This is a genomic window from Endozoicomonas sp. ALD068 (assembly GCF_049310145.1).
Taxonomy (GTDB): domain Bacteria; phylum Pseudomonadota; class Gammaproteobacteria; order Pseudomonadales; family Endozoicomonadaceae; genus Endozoicomonas_A.
Genome location: NZ_JBLYNU010000004.1, coordinates 6178235 through 6201715, shown reverse-complemented (window position 1 = coordinate 6201715; position 23481 = coordinate 6178235). Strand labels below are relative to the sequence as shown.

The 23481-nt window shown below is 49.9% G+C and carries 3 protein-coding genes; all 3 read right to left on the bottom strand.

Annotated elements, in window-relative coordinates; all coding sequences use genetic code 11:
- Positions 1–19 precede the first annotated feature (19 nt).
- Positions 20–7606, bottom strand: a complete 7587-nt coding sequence (locus ACO6V5_RS23010; protein WP_422492164.1) for an AAA family ATPase — start codon at positions 7604–7606, stop codon at positions 20–22.
- Between the two features lie 252 nt (positions 7607–7858).
- Positions 7859–15433, bottom strand: a complete 7575-nt coding sequence (locus ACO6V5_RS23005; RefSeq protein ID WP_422413450.1) for an AAA family ATPase — start codon at positions 15431–15433, stop codon at positions 7859–7861.
- A 358-nt stretch (positions 15434–15791) separates the two neighbouring features.
- Entirely contained in the window at positions 15792–23384 is a 7593-nt protein-coding gene (locus ACO6V5_RS23000) for an AAA family ATPase (RefSeq protein WP_422413552.1), read from the bottom strand.
- Between the last annotated feature and the right edge of the window lie 97 nt (positions 23385–23481).

The following is a 23481-nucleotide window of genomic DNA, read 5'->3' as shown; positions in this document are numbered from 1 at the left end:
CATCATGACCGGACAGCAATCAGATTTTCAACAGGTTACAAAGCGAAAACAAATCCACACTGCGCAAAAACTCTTTGGCAATAGTTGTCAGCTCACGGGATCTGAGCACCAGTGCGTTATCGGCGTTGAGTGCCTGTCGTAAGTAGTCATCATTCAGAGAGTTCTCAAAGTCTTCAGAGCTCTGAATTTCAGACATCATGGCATAGAGTTCTTCTGGTGAGGATGGGTCATGAGCACCATAGGAGTGTCGCTCGTAGCACGATTCGAAGGAAGCCTCGGCCCAACAATAGGTTAAGCAGCCGCCATTTGTGTTTGTCAATTGATACAGATAATGAGTGAAGGCCTTCTGGATCGCCAGCGCGGATTGGTTGCGTAATGAATCACGTTTTCTCCGACTTAATTCCCGATTGCCCCTGTCCCTGGTTTTTTGATCAATCATGAATCCGACATGAGTATTAATCTGTGCGAACTGCCAGGAAGGTTTCCCCAGGATAATCAACGGACGGTGGTTCCCCCTGCCTGAGGTTACATTCGGAAAAGCGGGCTGGTGCGCCAGCATTCGTTCTATATTGGGAATGCCCTCAGGTGTGTCGGTCCAGGCGTTCTGTAAGAGTCGATTGGTGATTTCATATTCAAGGAATGATGAAAAGCCATCATAACAATGATCGACGAACGAGGTGCCTTGTCTCCGTTGGAAGTCTTCATAAGCTTTCTGCCATAACTGACTATTTTTTTCCCTGAAAAATAACTGTTTATACCACTTTTTCTGGCAATGAGTGGCTTCAACCTTGAGTTCATCGACGCTTTTCAGACGCACCAATAGGTTATGATTTTGGGCGTATATAGAAGAGTACTCATCGGCCAGCATTGGATCCAGCCAACCCAATTTCAGGACTTCAAGGGCAAAGCGAATAACCGATGACTTGGTCAGGTCACTATCTTTCAGTATTTCTACCATTGAAAAAAACCAACTTATAGCGTCCAGTTCGTCCTCATTAATTATTTTTGGATGGAGTAACTTGAGTTGTTCAATGACCTGCCCTTCATCACCGTCGTACAATATTTCTTTCACCGCCTCCGATATTTGTTTAAGTTGTTGCCCTTGGCAATTGTCCAATACCTCTTTCCCCAGCGACACTATTATTGAGACAGCCAGGGAAAAACTGATTAAATCTCTTTGCTCCCAAAGGTTCCCGGTTATGTTGGAAATAATTAGCCTGGCTTCTGGCAATGCGCTGTTTTTATCAAGGGCTTTGTTCAGTTCCTCAAGGCTCATATCACAGGCTTTAGCCAGAGTTTGCTGTTGTGACAAATCAGCACCTTTCAGGAAATCTTTCAGGAAAGCCTTATGCTTCTTTAACTCAGTGCTGGTACTACTGACATTGGTACTGGGCTGGACGTCAGGTTTGAAATCTATTCTCTCGACAGGCGCCCCGCCCAGATTCACTGACACCCAGGTTTGGCCTTCATCAACGGAATATTCAGCAAAGGCGTGGATTTGGCTATTCACTTGCCGGGATGGAATCCCGAAATAACGACAAAAAGCAACAAAAACAGGCGCACGATGACGGCAGCCCCCTTGCCGTTGTGTTACCAGAAATTTAAAGAAATTCTCATGTCTCGATGGTTTAGCCTTACCGGAAAACTGTCGGCAATATTCCCTGATCGCCTCAATTCGTTGCTCAGTGTTTTTGGCGTCTTTTATTTTCTGCAAAGGCTCTTGTATTTCGGTCGGTTGTTCTTTAATGGTCATAAACAGTGGGTCCAGTATGGTTTTCATACCTTCTGAACACCGGGCGTCAAGCTGTGTTGGTCGTTCTGGTCGGGTTGATTGCGGAGCTGTTTTTCTGCCCGGTTTTCTGGTTTCTACGACATAATCAAATTTAATTTTCTGGTGGGCTTTGGCCTTTGGAATCAGCACTATGTGAAGCCCGGTATATCGATCCCTGAACAGGGTGAATGGCAAATCGGTTGATATACGCAGGGCAACGACGTAGTCGTTAAACGTAAGGCTGGGCAATGAAAAAAGATTAGCTTTCGATGATAACAAAATGCTTGCCATCGTTTGATTGCTGGCTAGTGTCATGTGGTAACGTCCTGGTAACGGGTCCGGTGTGAGGGTTTCGAACCCCTCAAGGCATTGCACCTCAAGAAAGGCCTTTTTGACATTACCCTTGGCAGTCACATCAATATTCAATACATCCCAGCGATGCATAAAGGAAGGATACTTCTGTGTATTAAAAACGTTATAGTCTTTAACTTCTGGCAGCTTCAGCTTCTCATAATTCGTTGTACGGTCCAATACCAGAAGATCAGACTGACCGGACACTCTGTTCAGCGGGCTCTTATCGATGGTTCTCCGGTCCAATGTCTGATGATCAGGCTGGCTGACAGGAGATGTTCCACTCACAGGGCCTCTATTGTTTGTTCTCCGGTCTAATGCCTGATGATCAGGCCGGTTCCTGGAAGGTGGGTCTATATAGCTTTTTATCCATTTCAATGTGTTAGCCAGGTTCGAGCGGGCTTTCGGACGGTATTTTTCAGGAGCGTTATCATTACCAACCGCTAAAGCTTCTTTACTATGATCGTCAACCTGATGGCTCGGCAGATTACTTATCTGATGCCAGAACGCAGGCCATAGTTGAACTGCGTCAGAGTTCCATGCCTCTATCCGCCGATCCGCCTCTCGAAGATAAGGTTGGGAAGCCGGTAATTTCAACGCTTGTTCCTGTGCTTGCGTCAGTGGAAATACGCTATTAGCATCCACACCCGTCTCGCAAAACTTATGTGCAAACCAGCGTTGCTGCCAGTGTCGGTAGATTGCCTGGATGAGCAGATCGTCCGACTCATCCGGCCTCAGGGAAAGACCGGATGCCTGCCATCTGGCCTGAGCCACCTTCTTGATGATTTCCGCTTTGACTTCCTCTTTATTCGGACGAGCCTTAACACGAATTTCATGGTTTTTTTCATCAATACTGTCGAGGTTACCGGGTCGTATCAACCACGGACGATCAATGTCCGGTAGCGTTTTGTTGAACCATTTGCAAAGTCCGGAATCAAGTGCCCTTTTATCCATGGCAAGAGTCGATGATTCGGGCAGTTCCTCCAACGACAGGTTGGCGGCCATCAGGTAAAGCCGGTAGTGCTGATTGAGGCATTGATGAAGTGCTTTTTCGCTAAAATCGCCTCCTTTTTTGACAGCCATGGCGACATTCTGTAAATCGCGACTGGTGGGCTGTAACGGCAGGTCTTTCCGTTGCAGGCAGGCCCTTAAACGACAATGTTTTTCAGTCAGCTGTTTAGCGACGAATTTCCCTTTTGGGGAGTCTGGCAACACTTTCCCGGCAATGGTCTGCAATTCTGCCGAGTTATACTGGCGGATCGGCAAATGCCGAAAACGTCCTTTCAGCGCCGGTGATAAGGGTTTTCGCCCACTGTATTCAGGCGGGTTGATGGTGGCAAACAGGTGGAAGCCCGGATGAGCGTCACCGGCCAGAATATCGTTTAACTCACCTTCCAGGTGTTGACTGTCGATCAGGTTCATTTCCGAAATAACTACGATGCCGCCATCGACTTTTGCTTTCTGGATCACTTCACACAGTTGCTCCCAGGAACAATCACAGGCATTCAGGGGAAAGACCTCTGGCATGGTTTCTCCCCGTTCTTCAGCTTGCTGTTTAACACTTTTGATCAGCAGGTTCAGCGTGGCATCCTTACCCCGTCCGGTCGGACCCTCAATCAGCGTTGCCTGACGGCCGCCGTGTTTTCTGTCGTGATGATAAGCCTGCTGACAGCGGCTTAAATCCTGTCCCAGATGTTGCACCAGATCAATGACTGCCGATCCGGAGGTATCAAACTCAGGTCGGAATTCTTTGGTGAATGCTTCGAAGTCCCGCTGTATATCTGGCAGGGTGTGGTTATGAACTTTGTCGCGCAGGGTGTTGTCCGGGTGGTAGTGGGCAGCAAACCAGATTTCCAGTGCTAAAAGGGCATCCTGTTGAGTCTCGCTGATTTCGGGAACCAGTAGATCCCGGAAACTTTGCTCGATCAAACTGTTCACTTGCTCACAGCTGGCACTGTCGCCTTCGGACAACGCTCGATCCAGATACCAACCCACCCAGCTGCAGATATCGGTTAAATCCCTGGGGGTAAACTCATGGTCGGGCAACAGCTCCTGATAATATTGCCACAGTGCCATCACACTTTTGCTGGCCCTGTGTGCAATGTCGTTTATTTTGTGGCGCTGTAAATGATTGAGCAAAGCCGGTTCTACTACTCTGTCCCGAAGGAAAGCCTGATCCAGACGTGGGTAGTAAGCCTTGGGCAGTTTCTCTTTCAGGGCCGGGTCCATTTGGCGCCCGGCGTAATGATCGGGGTTGCCGGTGAGAATCACCCGGTGTTTTTCGCTGACTTTGACAGGATGACCATTTACGTAGATGCAGGGTTCCGGTTCCCATAAGCCGTTCAGTGACGCCAGCAATCCGGCCTGGGCCAGGTTAGCCTCATCCAGCACCAGGGTAATGTATTCTCCGCCTTTGTCGGATTTGGTATTGACCCATTCCATCAATGCCCGGTTTTGCTGCGCCATAGAGCGGTCGCCGTTGTCTTGTTGTTGCCACTGCCAGCGTTTCATCAGGGTCTGTTCACTGTCAGAAGGTCCAAGGGAAATGACCGCAGACTGTCCTGAAGCCTTTGCCATTTTGGCGGAAAAGTAACTTTTCCCGGTGCCGGTTTCTCCCTGCAGGAAGATAACGGGAGAGTCTGTCAGCCGGTCATGGAGCCGGGATAAACGACGGCTTTCACGATCTTCCTGACTCATCTCGCCATAATAAAGATCCCTGGCCAGTGCAGACAGGGGCTCATCAGCGGAACCCTGCCATTTCAGTAATTCAGAGAGTCGATGTTTTATACGTTCAATGCCTTCTGCCTCCGCATTCGCTGTTTTGGATATGTGAAAACAATCGGTGGCCAGCGCGTGAATGGTATTGGATCGGGTCTGCCCCGATGGCAGAAGTAACTGCCAGCCAGAAGCCAGTGCATCTTGCAAACGTTTAATCTGTCTGGTTGGCTTGATGGCCAGGGATTGCCAGGGCTTTGTTGCCGCCGGATCGACTGCCAGCTGATAGGCTATGGCATCCCGTTGTTTTTCAGGCGCGTGGGCCAGGATCATGGCACAGAGCCTGTCCATAGCTTCTTTTTCAACTTGCTCTGGAAATGGACTTTTGTAGGACAGTTGTAATTCGATACCTTTAAAGACTGCCGGGTCAAAGGCTCGGGCCAGTGGCCACAGGTTCTGCCTGACAAACTTTCTATCCAATTGCGGGGCGCTACTGATGATCGCAGCTAACTGATCCGGGTCTAACGAGGCGGCTTGATCCCTGTCCGGTAACAAGTGCCAACAGGCCACTTTCATAAAATCACGCACGGACGGATGTTGTCGGGTGCCATGGGTGATGACGCTATTGATGGCCTTGCGCCAGTGGCAGGGCAGGAGCTGTAGGGAGTGGTCAATCTGCTGTGCCCGCCGGGCAGCCAGTATCAGATTATTCAACAGCCCTTCGGTCATTTCTGGCAGAGGGCTACAAAGGTTGCCAGGTATGGTTTTAAAAGCTTGGTAAAGTGAGTGAAGCGCTTGTTCTGGCAGGTCAGTCCGGGCGATACCATGCTTGCGGGCACTGATACCCCAGAGATCGACCTCAGGGCACGGCTCACCCCTGGCGACCATCGAATGAAATATTGAAGATATGCTTTTTGCAGACTCAGGCCAGAGTATTTTGATATGAGCTTTTGGATAGGCCTGCAATTGGCCATTCACCAACAGAGGTTGCCTGATAATCAGGGGTTCCAGAAGCTGCTGAAGCGTTGGATTACTCTCCAGCCCACGGAATACGACCGGCTTGCCAGCGGTTAGTGCCTCCTGCAACCCAGTCTGACGATGTCCAAAATGGGCCTTTTGTTCCGAGGTGATATGGATATTATCAAATAGCTGGCTGAATCGGGTCTGTTCATTGACCTGAATGACCAGAGGTGAATCCGGCTGCTTCCTGATCCAATGACTGGCCTGGGCAGGTTGCTGATAAGTGACGGTACTCACCGGGGCGTGATCTCTGGTTTTTTCCTGTGGGCAGGACAGAGAGACCTCATCCTTTTCTACCAAACCCAGGGCCTTCGGCTGATGTTTTGAATCAGTCACCCGGAGTCGGGGCTCCAGGCCGGTGGTCTCGTGAATCATCTGCAGTGAGCCGAGCAAGCGAAACCAGAGTGCCTCAGTAAGGGGTGACGTTACGGTGACTGATCCCCCCGTCCGAATCTGTTCCAACAGTCGGGTGTTAGGGACTGCATAGCCTTCCGGTGCAATGGCAATAGGGCTCAGCCATTGGGCAATATTACTCTGGTTAATGATGATGGGTTTGCGTAATGCGTGCTCTTTGTCACCTTCTTTGTCAAGAGCACGGGATAGACTTTGGAACAGCGAATAAAGCTCGTTATACCCAACCGGCATCTGATAAAACTGAACATCGTCGGGTAACGGACAGACCTTGCCATTGCTCTCAAAACACTTCTGCGCCAGCATTTGTCGAATCGTCTGTTCAAAGGCCAGATCTTCCCAGTTGGTTCCTTTCAGAATGACCCGTTGTCCGGCCTTCAATGATTCAAGCCTGCCTGGGATGTGCTGGATTCGCCCCTGTTTATCTACTCCGGGTCCACCCAGCAGTAACTGTCGCCAGTGACTGTGCAAGTGGCAGTTAATTAAAACGGTATTGTCGTCTTCCATAGTACTTTTGGCACGGGTGAATTCAGGCAATAAGGAGGAAACCTTGTCGATCTCCATCGATGGGTTATTGCCGGCCTGTGCGTCAAACTGCCAGGTATTGCCCGGTCGATTAACTCGTCGCCAGAAATCAGCCCCCGGTGCGTCGGCCCCCGGTGCGTCGGCCCCCGGTGCGTCGGCCCCCGGTGCGCCGACTGCGGGCGCATCTTCATGCTGGCCAACCGATGCCAGCTGTTTAGGCTCTGCCAGGACTAATAAAGAAACATGCTCTCCCAGAGGGCGTTTCTTCTGGCTGACTTTGTCGTACAGGCAGGGGTTATCCGGGTCCAGCAGATCGTTAAATTTGGGCAGATTCTCGCTGGTGATTTTTCGGATATCTATCACCAGGGTTAATGGCTTTGAACCTTCAAAGAGCTTACCTGAACGCAGAGTGTGACGACCCTCTTCGGAAATGCTTAACCGGCTCACCAGATTAGCCTGTGAGAGGTCATCGGGATGGGAAATAACAGTGACCTCCCGATGTTCATCGCCGGTCTGGGCAACTAAAAGCTGTCGAACTTCATCATCACTGGCGACAAAACGGAAATCGAAGGCATGAGTGACCTTTTGGAGTGATGAATCTATTGGGGATACGCTTCTCGCTCTGTCAGGCAACGTCCTCGGAGGAAAGGGTTTATTGAGTTCAGGAGTTACAAAAGAACAGGCTTTTGCTTTCTTTGATGATGAATCCAGCTCTGCTTTCCTGGCTGGCACGCCGCTCTTTTCACCACTCTCAGACAGGGCAAAACCAGGAACGGGGTTGTTGTTTATTTTCTCACCGATACGACCATCCATAACCAATCTCCCAACTGCCACCTGCAGAACTGAATTGCAGTTGTTAAGTTATTTGACCTTTAGACAGTACGGAAGTTCCTTTTTGGCGGTCAGCCGTGACGATTAAACGCTGTCAACGATTGCCAACAGTGGTGGTGAGTCAGTGTGGATTTGCGCCTTCGCGAGAATGACGGGGGTGAAGGCGGGAACCAGAGCTTTGCCACACCCTCCTTCGAGGGTGTTGGGGAGGGTGTCAACATGGTCAAACGGTTATCATGTATCCAATGCGTCACTCATCGAATTCAAGTCCAGGCTGTTCAAAAACTCTTCGGCAATTTTTGTCAGCTCATCGGATTTGAGCACCAGAGCGTTGCTGACGTTGAGTGCCTGCCGCAAGTAGTCATCCTTAATGGATTTCTCAAACAAGGGAGCGTGATTCGTTTCAGACATCATGGTATCCAGCTCTTCGGGTGAGGAGGGATCATGAGCGCCATAATTGCCTCTACTAAAATAGATATCCCAGAAGTTTGAATTGGCCCAACAATACGATAAACAACCCCCTTTCGAGTGTGTCAATTCGTACAGAAAATAACTGAAGGCCTGCGTAATTGCTTCCTCGCACTTGTGTTTTAAATTATCCACAAGTTTTTCCTCCTCCTCTGATATTTTATGGGACTCTGCAATGGATTTGTATTCGCTATTAAGCTCAGCCTCTTTTTGCTCAATTAGATTGTTAATTGCCTCTGGAGTTAATAGGCGACCGGAAAGAAAAAGCGTCTTCATCTGATTTTGCACATCATTCAGAAATTGCTTGCGATGGTGGGTTTCTTCTTTTTTGAGCGCTTCATATTGATTGATTTTTTTCGATAACTGCTTCAAGCCCGGGCTATTCTCCATTTTATGTTGGAGCAGGGCTTGGGTCTTTTCAGCAAATGCTGTGTCGTCCCAGAGAGGTTTCCCAATGACAATTACCGGACGGTGGTTCGCCTGGCCCGAGATTAGCTGCTTAAATGCAGGGTTGTGCAACAGCATTCGTTCTATATCCGGAATGCCCTCAGGTTCGTCCGTCCAGGCTTCCTGTAAAGATGAATCGGCAATATTACGTTTAAGGAATGACGAACATCCATCATAACCCTGAGTGATGAAAAAGTTAGTGGTACCACTTCTTGCCTTTTGTAACCCTTTATAAAACAACTGCCATTCCTGGCTATTTTTTTCCCTGGACAAGAACTCCGTATACCACTTTTTCCGGCAGTGGGCGGCTTTGACCTTCAGTTCATCGACGTCTTCCAGACGCACCAATAGCTGATGAAGCTCACGGGGCAGCGAAAAGTTCTTCTTATCGATTGGCAGTGGGTCCAGCCAACCCAATTCCATGGCTTCACGGGCAAAGTGAATAAACGAAGGTTTGGTTAGGTCACTGTCTTCCAGTATTTTCACTATGAATCTGTGCCACTGGTGTGGGTTTGCTCCGGCCTGATCAATCATTTTTGAGTGGAGCGACCTGAGCGGTTCAGTGATCTGGTCTTCATCGCTGTTGGACAATATCTGTTTGGCCGTCTCTGACATCGATTGATAAATATACCAATCGTTGTCAATCACATTAAGGTCCCACGGCTTCTCGAAATAGCTCAGTGCGTCTGTCCCCAGCAGCTCTATCAAGGAGACTCCCATGGAAAAGCCGGTTAAATCATTTCTCTCCCAGAGGTTCCTGATGATGTTGGAGAAACTCAGATTTGCTTCTGGCCAGGCACTGAGGTTATCAAGGTTTTTTTTCAGTTCCCCGAGGCTCATAACACAAGCCTTAGCCAGAGCTTGCTGGTGTGCTGAATCAGCACCTTTCAGGAGAGCTTTCAGATGTCCTTTAATCTTTCTTGAAACAGCGCCGGGATCATCGACCTGCCTGGTGGGCTGGAAATTATAGGTGATTTTTGTCGTAACCCCTTTTGCCCCGCCCAGAGACACCGATTCCCAAGTTTGGCCTTTATTCAGGGAATACTCGGCAAAGCCGTGAGTGTAGTTTCTAACATACCGACATGGAATTCCGAAATAACGACAAAGAGCTACAAAAACAGCCGTACGATGACTACAGCGACCTTGCCGCTGTGTTACCAGGAATCGAAAGAAATTTTCATTTTCCTCTGGTCTGGCCTTACCGGAAAACTGTTTGCAATACTCCTTGATTGCCTTAATGCGTTGTTTCGTGTCATGGGCGTCCGCTATTTTCCGCAATGGCTCACGTATTTCGGATGGTTGTTGGTCAATGGCCGTAAACACTCCGTGCAGTACTTTTTTCATTCCTTCTGAACAGTGGGTGTCAAACCTTGTTGGTGGATCTCTCAGGGCTTCTTTAACCGATGATTTTTTGTCCGGTTCTCTGGTTTCTACGACATAAGCCACCTCAATTCTCTGGTTGGCTCTGGCCTCCGGAACGTACAGTGTGTGAAGTCCGGTATAGCCACCCCTGACCAGAGTAAATGCCATATCGCCTTCGATACGCAGGGCGACGATATAGTCGTCAGGTGTCAGGCTGGGCAATGCAAATTCGCCATTCTTCGATGACCATTTAAAAGTCGCCAGCGTTTGATTGCTGGCTAATGTCACTTCCTGATTATGTCCCGGCAACCTTGCAGGCATGAGGGTTTCAATCCTCTGCATCTGTTGATCACTGATCTCGAGCTTTTCGATGTCGCCCTTGGCGGTCACATTAATATCATCTAACCAAAAGCGATACATATCGGAAGAAGTTTTCTCCGTTTCAAAAACTATATGGTCTTCATGATGTCTTGGCTCGCAGTTTTCATAGTCCGTGTCCCATTTCAACGGTGAAACGTGTTTCCAGTAGACTGCCGGATCGTATTCTTCAGAATCGTCAACCCTGTGGTTCCGCTGACCACTCATCTGATTCCAAAACGCAGGCCACAATTGAACGACATCGGATTTCCATTTGCTTAACCACTGATCAGCCTTCTGAAGATAAGGCTGGGAAGCGGGTAATTTCAGCGTTTGTTCCTCTTCTTCCGTCAGAGGAAGTACGCTATTGGCGTCAATACCAATCTGGTCAAAGGCATGAACAAACCAGCCTTGCTGCCAGTGTCGGTAAAGTGCCTGGGTGAGAACATCGTCCGACTGATCGGGGTTCAGGGGAAGGCCGGATGCCTTCCACCTGGCCTGGGCCACCCTCTTGATGATTTCCGTTTTCGCTTCCTCTTTGTCCAGAAGCCTGTTAATACGAATTTCATGGCGTTTTTCATTAATGCTGTTGCGGTCACTTTGTCGTATCAACCACGGACGATCAATGCCCGATACCGTTTGGTAAAACCATTCGCTCAGCTCAGGATCAAGCGCTCCTTTAGCCATGACAGGAGCCGATGACTCTGGCAGTTCCTCCAGCGAGATATTGGCGGCCATCAGGTAAAGCCGGTAGTGCTGTTTAAAGCATTGATGAACGGCTTTTTCGCTAAGGTCGCCACCTCGGTTGATAGCTCTGGCAACATTCTGTAAATCAAGGCTGGTGGGCTGCAACGGCAGCTTTTTGCCTTGCAGGTGAGCCCTTAAAAGACAATGTTTTTCTGTCAGCTTTTTAGCGACGAATATCCCTTGTGAGGACTCTGGCAACACTTTTTCGGCAATGGTCTGTAATTCTGCCGGGTTGTACTGCCGGATCGGCAAATGTCTAAAACGCCCTTTCAGCGCCGGTGATAGGGGTTTTCGCCCGCTGTACTCAGGCGGGTTGATGGTGGCGAACAGGTGGAAGCCGGGATGGGCGTCACCGGCCAGAATATCGTTTAACTCTCCTTCCAGATGTTGGCTGTCGATCAGATTCATTTCTGAAATCACCACGATGCCGCCTTTAATTTTTGCCGTCTGTATCTTTTCGCACAGTTTGTCCCAGGAACAATCACAGGCATTCAGGTAATAGACTTCCGGCATGGACTCTCCCCGTCGCCTGGCCTCCTTTCTGACACTTTCAATCACCAGGTTCAGCGTGGCATCCTTACCTCGTCCGGCTGGGCCTTCAATCAGTGTCGCCTGACGACCGCCGTGTTTCCTGTCGTGATGACAAGCCTGCTGACAGCGGTTTAAATCCTGCTCAACCTGCTGCGCCAGTTCACGGACTGCCGATCCGGAGGTATCAAAGTCTGGTCGGATTTTTCTGCTGACTGTTCCGAAGGTCTGCTGAATATCTGACAGGGTCTTGTTGCGAACGCTTTCGCTCAGAGTGTTCTTCAGGTCGTAACGGGCAGCAAACCAGATTTCCAGTGCTGACAGGGCATCCTGATGAGTTTCGGCGATTTCGGGACCCAGTACATCCCGAAAACTTTGCTGGATCAAACTGTTTATTTGCGCACAGGTCACACTGCCGCGTGCGGGCTGAGCACGATCCAGATACCAACCCACCCAGCTGCAGATATCGGTTAAATCCCTGGGGGTAAACTCATGGTCGGGCAAGAGTTCCTGATAATACTGCCAGAGTGCCATCACACTTTTGCTGGCAATGTGTGCAATGTCGTTTATTTGATGCCGTTGTAAATGCTCGAGCAAAGCCGACTCCACCACTCTGTCGCGAAGAAAAGCCTGGTCCAGTTTTGGGTAGTAAGCTCTGGGCAGTCTCTCCTTCAGGGCCGGGTCCATGTGGCGCCCGGCGTAATGATCCGGGTTGCCGGTGAGAATCACCCGGTGTTTTGGGCCGACCTTGACAGGATGACCATTCACGTAAATACAGGGCTCCGGTTCCCATAAGCCGTTCAATGATGCCAGCAATCCGGTTTTAGCCAGGTTGGCTTCATCCAGAACCAGGGTGACATAGTGTCCATCCTCGTTGGACGGAGTCTTGGCCCATTCCATCAACGCCCGGTTTTGCTGCACCATAGAGCGGTCGCCATCACCGTGTTGTCGCCACTGCCAGCGTTTCATCAGGGTCTGTTCGCTGTCGGAAGGACCAAGGGAAATCACTGAAGCTTGTCCCGAAGCCTTCGCCAATTTGGCGGAAAAGTAACTTTTCCCGGTGCCGGTTTCTCCCTCAAGGAATATAACGGGAGAGTCTGTCAGCCGGTCATGGAGCCTGGATAAACGACGGCTTTCACGATCTTCCTGACTCATCTCGCCATAATAAAGATCCCTGGCCAGTGCAGACAGGGGCTTATCAGCGGAACCCGTCCATTTCAGTGATTCAGACAGGCGATGTTCTATGCGTTCAATGCCTTCTGCTTTAGAGTTTGCTGTTCTGGCTATGTGAAAACAATCGCTGGCCAGGCCGTGGATGGCATCGGATCGGGTCTGCTCTGAGTGCAAAGGTAACTGCCAGCCGCAAGCCAGTGCATCTTGCAAACGTTTAATCTGTCTTGTTGGCTCAATGGCTAAGGATTGCCAGGGCTTTGTTGCCGCCGGATCAACTGCCAACCGATACGCTATAGCATCTCGTTGTTTTTCAGGCGCGTGGGCCAGGATCATGGCACAGAGCCTGTCCATAACGTCTTTTTCACCTTGCTCTGAAAATGGATTTTCATAGGACAGTTGTAATTCGGCATCTTTAAACACTGCCGGATCAAAGGCCCGGGCCAGTGACCACAGATTCTGCTTCACAAACGTTCTATCTAACTGCGGGGCGCTATTGATGATGGCAGCTAACTGATCCGGGTCTACCGAGGCGGCTCGATTCCTGTCAGGTAACAAGTGCCAACAAGCCACTTTCATAAAATCCCGTACTGACGGATGCTGCCGGGTGCCATGGGTGATGACGCTATTGATAGCCTTGCGCCAGTGGCAGGGCAGGAGCTGTGGGGAGTGGTCAACCTGCTGTGCCCGCCGGGCAGCCAGTATCAGGTTGTTCATCAACCCTTTCGTCATTTCTGGTAGCGGGTTACAAAGGCCGGCAGGTACGGTTTTAAACGCTTCGTAAAGTTTATGAAGCGCCTGTTCTGGCCGATCAGCCCAGGAGATATTATGCCTGACGGTACTGATACCCCAGAGACCGACTTCACCACAGGTCTCACCGGTGGCAATCATCGAATGAAATACTGAAGATGGGCTTTTTGCAGACTCAGGCCAGAGTATTTTCATACGGGCTTTGGGGTAGGCCTGTAATTGGCCATCCACCAGCAGAGGTTGCCCGGCAAACAGAGGTTCCAGAAGTTGCTGAAGGGTTGGATTCGTTTCCAGCCCCCGGAATACCACCGGCCTGCCAGAAATCAATGCCTTCTGAAAGTCACTCTGACATCGTCCAAAATGCGCCTTTTGTTCCGAGGCGATATGGATATTATCAAATAGCTGGCTGAAGCGGGTCTGTTCATTGACCTGAATGACCAGACGTGTGTTCCAGTAACGATAAACCCAATAATTTGCCTCGTCAGGTTGCTGATAAATGAGGGTATTAATGTCAGTTTGAGCCCTGATTTTTTCCTCCAGGTGACGTTTACTGGCCAGAGAGTCTTCATCGTTTTCTGCCAATCCCAAGGCTTTCGGCTGCTGTTTTGAATGAGCTACCTGAAGTCGGGGCTCCAGGCCGGTGGTCTCGCGAATCGTCTGCAATGAACCCAGCAAACGAAACCAGAGAGCCTCAGTAAGGGGAGACGTCACGGTGACGGCAGCACCGGCCCGAACCTGTTCCAGCAGAGAGGTATTGGGTACTGCATGGCCTTCCGGGGCGATGGCAATCGGGCTCAGCCATTGGGCAATATTACTTTGGTTAATAATGATCGGGTTGCCAGGTGCCTGTTCTTTATCAGATTTTGTGACACCCTGTTGTTCACGAGGGTGAGACAGGCTTTGAAACAGTGAATGAAGCTCGTCATTCCCTACCGGCATCTGATAAAACTGAACAGCGTCCGGTAACTGACAGATCTTGCCATTGCTCTCAAAGCACTGTTGCGCCAACATCTGTCGTATTGTCTGTTCAAAGGCCAGATCTTGCCAGTCGGCCCCTTTCAGAATCACCCGTTGTCCGCTTCTTAATGACTCAAGCCTGCCGGGGATATGCTGTATGCGTCCCTGTTTATTCACGCCGGGGCCGCCCAGCAGCAACTGTCGCCAGTTGCTGTGCAAATGACAGTCAATAAGAAGGGTATTGTCGTCGTCCATTGCGCTTTCGGCTGAGGGGAGTTCAGCCAGTAGCGGAGGAACTTCGTCGATTTCCATCGCTGGGTCATTGCCGGTTTTTGCGTCGAACTGCCAGGTATTGTCCGGGCGATTAATTCGCCGCCAGAAGTCAGCCCCCGGCACGCCGGCCGCCGATGCGTCGTCAGGGCTGCCAACCGATCTCAACTGTTCAGGGTCTGCCAGGACCAGCAGAGCAACATGCTTGCCCAGAGGCCGCTTCTCCTGGCTGACTTTGTCGTATAGACAGGGATTATCCGGGTCCAGCAGGTCGTTAAATCTGGGCAGATCCTCGCTGGTGAGATTTCGGATATCGATCACCAGGGTTAATGGCTGTGAACCTTCAAACAGTTTGCCCGGATAAAGGGTGTGGCGACCCTCTTCGGAAATGCTCAGCCGGCTCACCAGGTTAGCCTGTGAGAGTTCATCGGGATGGGAAATAAGGGTGACATCCCGACGTTCATCGCAGGTCTGGGCAACTAAAATCTGACGAACCTCATTATCACGGGTGACAAAACGAAAATCGAAGGCATGAGGGGTTTTGCGGGGTGAGGAATCCGTTAAGGAAACGGTTCTTGCCCGGTCAGGTGACTTAATCCGGGGTGAGGATACATTGAGTCTGGCAATGACATCGGAGCAGATCTCGACATCATTTGCCGGTAATTCCAGCTTTGGTTTTTTGGCTGGTACGATAGCGTCAGACGCACCACTATCAAGAACCGATTTGTTTATTTCCCTGATCCGACCATCCATAGTCAATCTCCTTTCCTGATGTCCCTTGGAGGACTGTATTGAAATTACTTAATTATTTGACCTTGGGATGGGTTTAAAGTTCCATTTTAACTGTTACCCCTCTGCAGGGTTGTCCAGCCTGCTGTTCGGCTGCACTGAATCAGGTGCTCAGTTAATGTTTCCATTCCCGCGAAGGAGCTCGTCATTCCCGCGAAGGAACTCGTCATTCCCGCGAAGGCGGGAATCCAGGACCAACAGTGGGACACCGCCTTCTCGAGGATGACAAGGCCAGGGCGAGTGCCGGGCAGTACGGTTCTGGTGGAGAGTCAGTGTGGATTCCCGCCTTCGCGGGAATGACGGGAGTGAAGCCGGTAATCATTCAGATATCAAATGCGTCACAGAGCGAATTCAAATTCACACTGTTCAAAAACTCTTCGGCAATTTTTGTCAGCTCATCAGATCTGAGCACCAGAGCGTTACTGACGTTGAGTGTCTGCCGCAAGTAGTCATCCTTAATGGATTTCTCAAACAAGGGATCGTTTATCGTTTGAGACATCATAGTATGCAGTTCTTCTGGTGAGGAGGGATCATGAGCGCCATAATTGCCTCTATGATGAAGATCTCCCCAGAGGCAGGAATTGGCCCAACAATACGATAAACAACTCCCTTTCGAGTGAGTCAATTCGTACAGAAAATAACTGAAGGCCTGCTTAATTTTTTTCTCGCACTGGTGTTTTAAATTATCAACAAGTTTTTTCTCCTCCTCTGATATTTCATGGGACTCTGCATTGGATTTGTAGTCTCTAAAGAGACCATTCTGTTTTTGCTCAACCATATTCATTATTGCGTCTGGAGTTGATGGGCCACCGGAAAGAAAAAGTGTGTTCAGCTGATTTTGCAAATCATTAAAAAATTGCTCACAACGGAGGTTATTTTCTTTTTTGAGCGCCTCATATTGATTGATTTTTTTCGATAACTGCTTCAAGCCCGGGCTATTCTCCATTTTATGTTGAAGCAGGGCTCGGGTCTTTTCATACATTGCTGTGTCATTCCAGAGAGGTTTCCCCATGACAATGACCGGACGGTGGTTCGCCTGGCCCGAGATTAGCTGCTTAAATGCAGGGTTGTGCAACAGCATTCGTTCTATATTCGGAATGCCGTCAGGCTCTTCCGTCCAGGCTTCCTGTAAAGATGAATCGGCCATTTTACGTTTAAGGAATGACGAACATCCATCATGGCCCTGAGTGATGAAAACGCCATAGTTACCACTTCTTGCCCCTTGTAAGGTTTTATAATACAACTGCCAATCCTGACTATTTTTTTCCCTGGACAAGAACTCCTGATACCACTTTTTCTGGCAATGGGCGGCTCTAACCTTCAGTTCATCGACGTCTTCCAGACGCACCAATAGCTGATGAAGCTCACGGGGCAGTGAAGAGATGTACTCATTGATCGGCAGTGGGTCCAGCCAACCCGATTCCATGGCTTCACGGGCGAAGTTAATGACCGAAGGTTTGGTTAAGTCACTGTCTTCCAGTATCTTCACTATTGATCTCAGCCACTGGTGAGGGTTTGCTCCGGCCCGATCAATCATTTTTGAGTGGATCGACCTGAGCGGTTCAGTGACCTGATCTTCATCACTGTTGGACAATATTTGTTTGACCGCCTCCGACATCGATTGATAAATATGCCATTCGTTGTCAGTCACATTATCGCGCCATGGCTTCTCGAAATAGCTCAGTGCGTCTGTCCCCAGCAACTCTATCAACGAGACGCCCATGGAAAAACCGGTTAAATCATTTCTCTCCCAGAGGTTCCTGATGATGTTGGAGAAACTCAGATTCGCTTCTGGCCAGGCAGTGTGCGTATCAAGGTTTTTTTTCAGTTCCCCGGGGCTCATAACACAAGCCTTAGCCAGAGCTTGCTGTTGTGTTGAATCAGCACCTTTCAGGAGGGCTTTCAGGTGTCCTTTAATCTTCCTTGAAACAGTGCCGGGATCATCGAGCTGGATGATGGGCTGGAAATTGTAGGTGATTTCTGTTTTCTTTGATTTTGACCCGCCCAAAGACACCGACTCCCAGGTTCGGCCTTTATCCAGGGAATACTCGGCAAAGCTGTGAATATAGTTTCTAACTTTCCGACATGGAATCCCAAAATATCGACAAAGGGCTACAAAAACAGCCGCACGATGACTACAGTCACCTTGCCGCTGTGTTACCAGGAATTGAAAGAAATTTTCTGTGCGCTTTGGTTTAGATTTACCGGAAAACTGTTTGCAATACTCAGTGATTGCCTCAATGCGTTGTTTCGTGCCATGGGCGTCTGCTATTTTCCGCAATGGCTCACGTATTTCGGATGGTTGTTCGTCAATGGCCGTAAACACTCCGTCCAGTACTTTTTTCATCCCTTCTGAACAGTGGGTGTCAAACCTTACTGATCGTTCTCTTCGGGCTTCTTTAACCGATGATTTTTTGTCCGGTTCTCTGGTTTCTACGACATAAGCCACCTCAATACTCTGGTTGGCTCTGGCCTCCGGAATATAGAGTGTGTGAAGCCCGGTATAGCCACCCCTGACAAGGGTAAATGCCAAATCGGATTCGATACGCAGGGCGACGATATGGTCGTTAGGCGTCAGGCTGGGCAATGCAAATTCGCCATTCTTCGATGGCCATTTAAAAGTCGCTAGTATTTGATTGCTGGCTAATGTGACTTCCTGGCCATACTCCGGCAACTTTGCAGGCATGAGGGTTTCAACCCTCTGTAGCTGTTGATCACTGATCTCTAACAGTTCGATGTCACCCTCAGCAGTCACATTAATATCATCTAACCAAACGCGATACATAGTGGAAGAAAGTTTCTTCGTAGCAAAAACTATATGGTTTTCATGATGTCTTGGCTCGCAGTTCTCATAGTTCGTGTTCCACTTCAATGTAAAAACATCTTTCCAGTGGACTGCCGACTGGTATTCTTCAGCATAATCAACCCTGCGGTTCGGCTGAACACTTATCTGATTCCAAAACGCTGGCCACAATTGAACGACATCGGATTTCCATTTGTTTATGCGCTTCCTAGCCTCCTGAAGATAAGGCTGGGAAGCGGGCAATTTCAGCGTTTGTTCCTCTTCTTCCGTCAGGGGAAATACGCTATTGGCGTCAATGCCAGTCTGGTCAAACTCATGAACAAACCAGCTTTGCTGCCAGTGTCGGTAAAGTGCCCGGGTGAGAACATCGTCCGACTGATCCGGGTTCAGGGGAAGGCCGGATGCCTTCCACCTGGCCTGGGCCACCCTCTTGATAACTTCTGTTTTGGCTTCCTCTTTATCCAGAAGGGTATTGACACGAATTTCATGGCGTTTTTCATTAATGCTGTTGTGATCACTTTGACGTATCAACCACGGACGATCAATGCTCGATACCGTTTCGTAGAACCATTGACTCAGCTCAGTTTCAAGCGCTCCTTTACCCATGACAGGAACCGATGATTCTGGCAGTTCCTCCAGCGAGATATTGGCGGCCATCAGGTAAAGCCGGTAGTACTGATTGAGGCATTGATGGAGTGCTTGTTCGCTAAAGTCGCCACCTCGGTTGATAGCCCTGGCAACATTCTGTAAATCGAGGCTGGTGGGCTGCAACGGCAGCTTTTTGCCTTGCAGGTGTGCCCTTAAAAGACAATGTTTTTCTGTCAGCTTTTTAGCGACGAATGTCCCTTGTGAGGACTCTGGCAACACTTTTTCGGCAATGGTCTGTAATTCTGCCGGGTTGTACTGCCGGATCGGCAAATGTCGAAAACGCCCTTTCAGCGCCGGTGATAGGGGTTTTCGCCCGCTGTACTCAGGTGGATTGATGGTGGCGAACAGGTGGAAGCCGGGATGGGCGTCGCCGGCCAGAATATCGTTTAACTCTCCTTCCAGATGTTGGCTGTCGATCAGATTCATTTCTGAAATCACCACGATGCCGCCTTTAATTTTTGCCGTCTGTATCTTTTCGCACAGTTTGTCCCAGGAACAATCACAGGCATTCAGGTAATAGACTTCCGGCATGGACTCACACCGTCGTTTAGCCTCCTCTCTGACAGTTTCAATCAACAGGTTCAGCGTCGCATCCTTGCCCCTTCCCGCCGGGCCTTCAATCAGTGTTGCCTGACGGCCGCCGTGTTTTTTGTCGTGATGATTAGCCTGCTGGCAGCGGCTTAAATCCTGCCCAAGCCGTTGCGCCAGTTCACGAACTGCCGATCCGGAGGTATCAAAGTCTGGTCGGATTTTTTCGCTGACTGTTCCGAATGTCTGCTGAATATCTGACAGGGTCTTGTTACGAACTCTGTCGCTCAGGGTGTTCTCCGGTTGGTAACGGGCAGCAAACCAGATTTCCAGTGCCGACAGGGCATCCTGATGAGTTTCAGTGATTTCCGGCCCCAGTAGGTCCCGAAAACTATGTTGGATCAAACTGTTTATTTGCGCACAGGTCACACTGCCACGTGCGGGCTGAGCACGATCCAGATACCAACCCACCCAACTGCAGATATCGGTTAAATCTCTGGGAGTAAACTCATGGTCGGGCAAGAGTTCCTGATAATATTGCCAGAGCGCCATCACACTTTTGCTGGCACTGTGTGCAATGTCGTTTATTTGCTGCTCCAGCAGATGCCGTTGTAAATGATTGGCCAGAGCGGGTTCCACTACCCTGTCCCGAAGGAATGCCTGATCCAGGCGGGGGTAGTAAGCTCTGGGCAGTTTCTCTTTCAGGGCCGGGTCCATTCGGCGCCCGGCGTAATGATCCGGGTTACCGGTGAGAATCACCCGGTGTTTTGGGCCGACCTTGACAGGATGACCATTCACGTAAATGCAGGGTTCTGGTTCCCACAAGCCGTTTAATGATGCCAGTAATCCGGTTTTGGCCAGGTTGGCCTCATCCAGAACCAGAGTGACATAGTGTCCATCCTCGTAGGATGGAGTGTTGGCCCATTCCATCAACGCCCGGTTTTGCTGAAACATAGAGCGGTCGCCATCGGCGTGTTGTTGCCACTGCCAGCGTTTCATCAGGGTTTGTTCGCTGTCAGATGGTCCAAGAGAAATGACCGCAGCCTGTCCTGAAGCCTTCGCCATTTTGGCGGAAAAGTAACTTTTCCCAGTGCCGGTTTCTCCCTGGAGGAAGATAACGGGAGAGTCCGCAAACCGGTCATGGAGTCGGGATAAGCGACGACTTTCACGATCGTTCTGACTTATCTCGCCGTGATAAAGATCCCGGGCCAGTGCTGACAAAGGCATATCAGCGGAGCCCTCCCATGCCAGTGATTCAGACAGTCGATGTTTTATGCGTTCAATGCCTTCTGCCTCAGAATTCGCTGGTCTGGCCTTGCGAAAACAATCGCTGGCAAGGGCGAGGATGGCATCGGATCGAGTTTGCCCCAATGGCAGAGTTAACTGCCAGCCAGAAGCCAGTGCCGCGTGCAAACGCTTAATCTGTGCCGTTGGGCGGATGGCCAAACAGGGCGTTGCTGCTGCCGGATCGATTTCCAACTGATAGGCTATTGCCTCTCGATGTTCTTCAGGTGCATGGGCCATGATTATGGCACAGAGCTTGTCCAGAGCTTTTTCTTCAACCCATCCTTGAAACGGACTTTTATAGGACAGCTGTAATTCGGTACCTTTAAATACTGCCGGGTCAAAGGCTCTGGCCAATGACCACAGGTTTTGTTCCACAAACGCTCTATCCAACGGCAGGGCACTATTAATAATGGCATTTAACCGATCGGGGTCTACCGAGGCGACTTGATTCTCATCCGGCGTCTTATCCGGAAACAAGTGCCAACAGGCCACTTTCATAAAATCCCGTACTGATGGATTCTGCCGGGTGCCATGGGTGATGACGCTATTGACAGCTTTGCGCCAGTGGCAGGGCAGGAGTCGTAAGGACTGGTCAACCTGCTGTGCCCGCCGGGCAGCCAGTATCAGGTTGTTCATCAACCCTTCCGTCATTTCTGGTAGCGGGTTACAAAGGCCGGCAGGTACAGTTTTAAACGCTTCGTAAAGTTTATGAAGCGCCTGTTCTGGCCGATCAGCCCAGGAGATATTATGCCTGACGGTACTGATACCCCAGAGACCGACTTCACCACAGGTCTCACCGGTGGCAATCATCGAATGAAATACTGAAGATGGGCTTTTTGCAGACTCAGGCCAGAGTATTTTCATACGGGCTTTCGGGTAGGCTTGTAATTGGCCATTCACCAGCAGAGGTTGCCCGGCAAACAGAGGTTCCAGAAGTTGCTGAAGGGTTGGATTAGTTTCCAGCCCCCGGAATACCACCGGCCTGCCAGAAATCAATGCCTTCTGAAAGTCACTCTGACATCGTCCAAAATGCGCCTTTTGTTCCGAGGCGATATGGATATTATCAAATAGCTGGCTGAAGCGGGTCTGTTCATTGACCTGAATGACCAGACGTGTGTTCCAGTAACGATAAACCCAATAATTTGCCTCGTCAGGTTGCTGATAAATGAGGGTATTAATGTCAGTTTGAGCCCTGATTTTTTCCTCCAGGTGACGTTTACTGGCCAGAGAGTCTTCATCGTTTTCTGCCAATCCCAAGGCTTTCGGCTGTTGTTTTGAATGAGCTACCTGAAGTCGGGGCTCCAGGCCGGTGGTCTCGCGAATCGTCTGCAATGAACCCAGCAAACGAAACCAGAGAGCCTCAGTAAGGGGAGACGTCACGGTGACGGCAGCACCGGCCCGAACCTGTTCCAGCAGGGAGGTATTGGGTACTGCATGGCCTTCCGGGGCGATGGCAATCGGGCTCAGCCATTGGGCAATATTACTTTGGTTAATGATGATCGGGTTGCCAGGTGCCTGTTCTTTATCAGATTTTGTGACACCCTCTTGTTCACGAGGGTGAGACAGGCTTTGAAACAGTGAATGAAGCTCGTCATTCCCTACCGGCATCTGATAAAACTGAACAGCGTCCGGTAACTGACAGATCTTGCCATTGCTCTCAAAGCACTGTTGCGCCAGCAGCTGTCGTATTGTCTGTTCAAAGGCCAGATCTTGCCAGTCGGCCCCTTTCAGAATCACCCGTTGTCCGCTTCTTAATGACTCAAGCCTGCCGGGGATATGCTGTATGCGTCCCTGTTTATTCACGCCGGGGCCGCCCAGCAGCAACTGCCGCCAGTTGTTGTGCAAATGACAGTCAATAAGAAGGGTATTGTCGTCGTCCATTGCGCTTTCGGCATAAGGGAGTTCAGCCAGTAGCGGAGGAACTTCGTCGATTTCCATCGCTGGGTCATTGACGGTTTTTGCGTCGAACTGCCAGGTATTGTCCGGGCGATTAATTCGCCGCCAGAAGTCAGCCCCCGGTACGCCGGCCGCCGATGCGTCGTCAGGGCTGCCAACCGATCTCAACTGTTCAGGGTCTGCCAGGACCAGCAGAGCAACATGCTCGCCCAAGGGGCGATTCTTCTTGCTGACTTTGTCGAACAGACAGGGGTTATCCGGGTCCAGCAGGTCGTTAAATCTGGGCAGATCCTCGCTGGTGAGATTTCGGATATCGATCACCAGGGTCAATGGCTGTGAACCTTCAAACAGTTTGCCCGGATAAAGGGTGTGGCGACCCTCTTGGGAAATGCTCAGCCGGCTCACCAGGTTAGCCTGTGAGAGTTCATCGGGATGGGAAATAAGGGTGACATTCCGACGTTCATCGCAGGTCTGGGCAACTAAAAGCTGACGAACCTCATTATCATTGGTGACAAAACGAAAATCGAAGGCATGAGAGTTTTTGCGGACTGAGGAATCCGTTAAAGATACAGTTCTGGCACGGTCAGGTGACTTAATCCGGGGTGACGATACATTGAGTTTGACAATGACATCGGAGCAGATCTCGACATCATTTGCTGGTAATTCCAGCTTTGGTTTTTTGGCTGGTACGATAGCGTCAGACTCGCCACTATCAAGAACCGATTTGTTTATTTCCCTGATCCGACCATCCATAGTCAATCTCCTTTCCTGATGTCCCTTTGGGGACTGTATTGAAATTACTTAATCATTTGACCTTGGGATGGGTTTAAAGTTCCATTTTAACGGTTAC

Excerpts from the sequence above, each read along its gene's own strand:
- ACO6V5_RS23000 (WP_422413552.1), bottom strand. The coding sequence starts at position 23,384 with ATGGATGGTCGGATCAGGGAAATAAACAAATCGGTTCTTGATAGTGGC.
- ACO6V5_RS23005 (WP_422413450.1), bottom strand. The coding sequence starts at position 15,433 with ATGGATGGTCGGATCAGGGAAATAAACAAATCGGTTCTTGATAGTGGT.
- ACO6V5_RS23010 (WP_422492164.1), bottom strand. The coding sequence starts at position 7,606 with ATGGATGGTCGTATCGGTGAGAAAATAAACAACAACCCCGTTCCTGGT.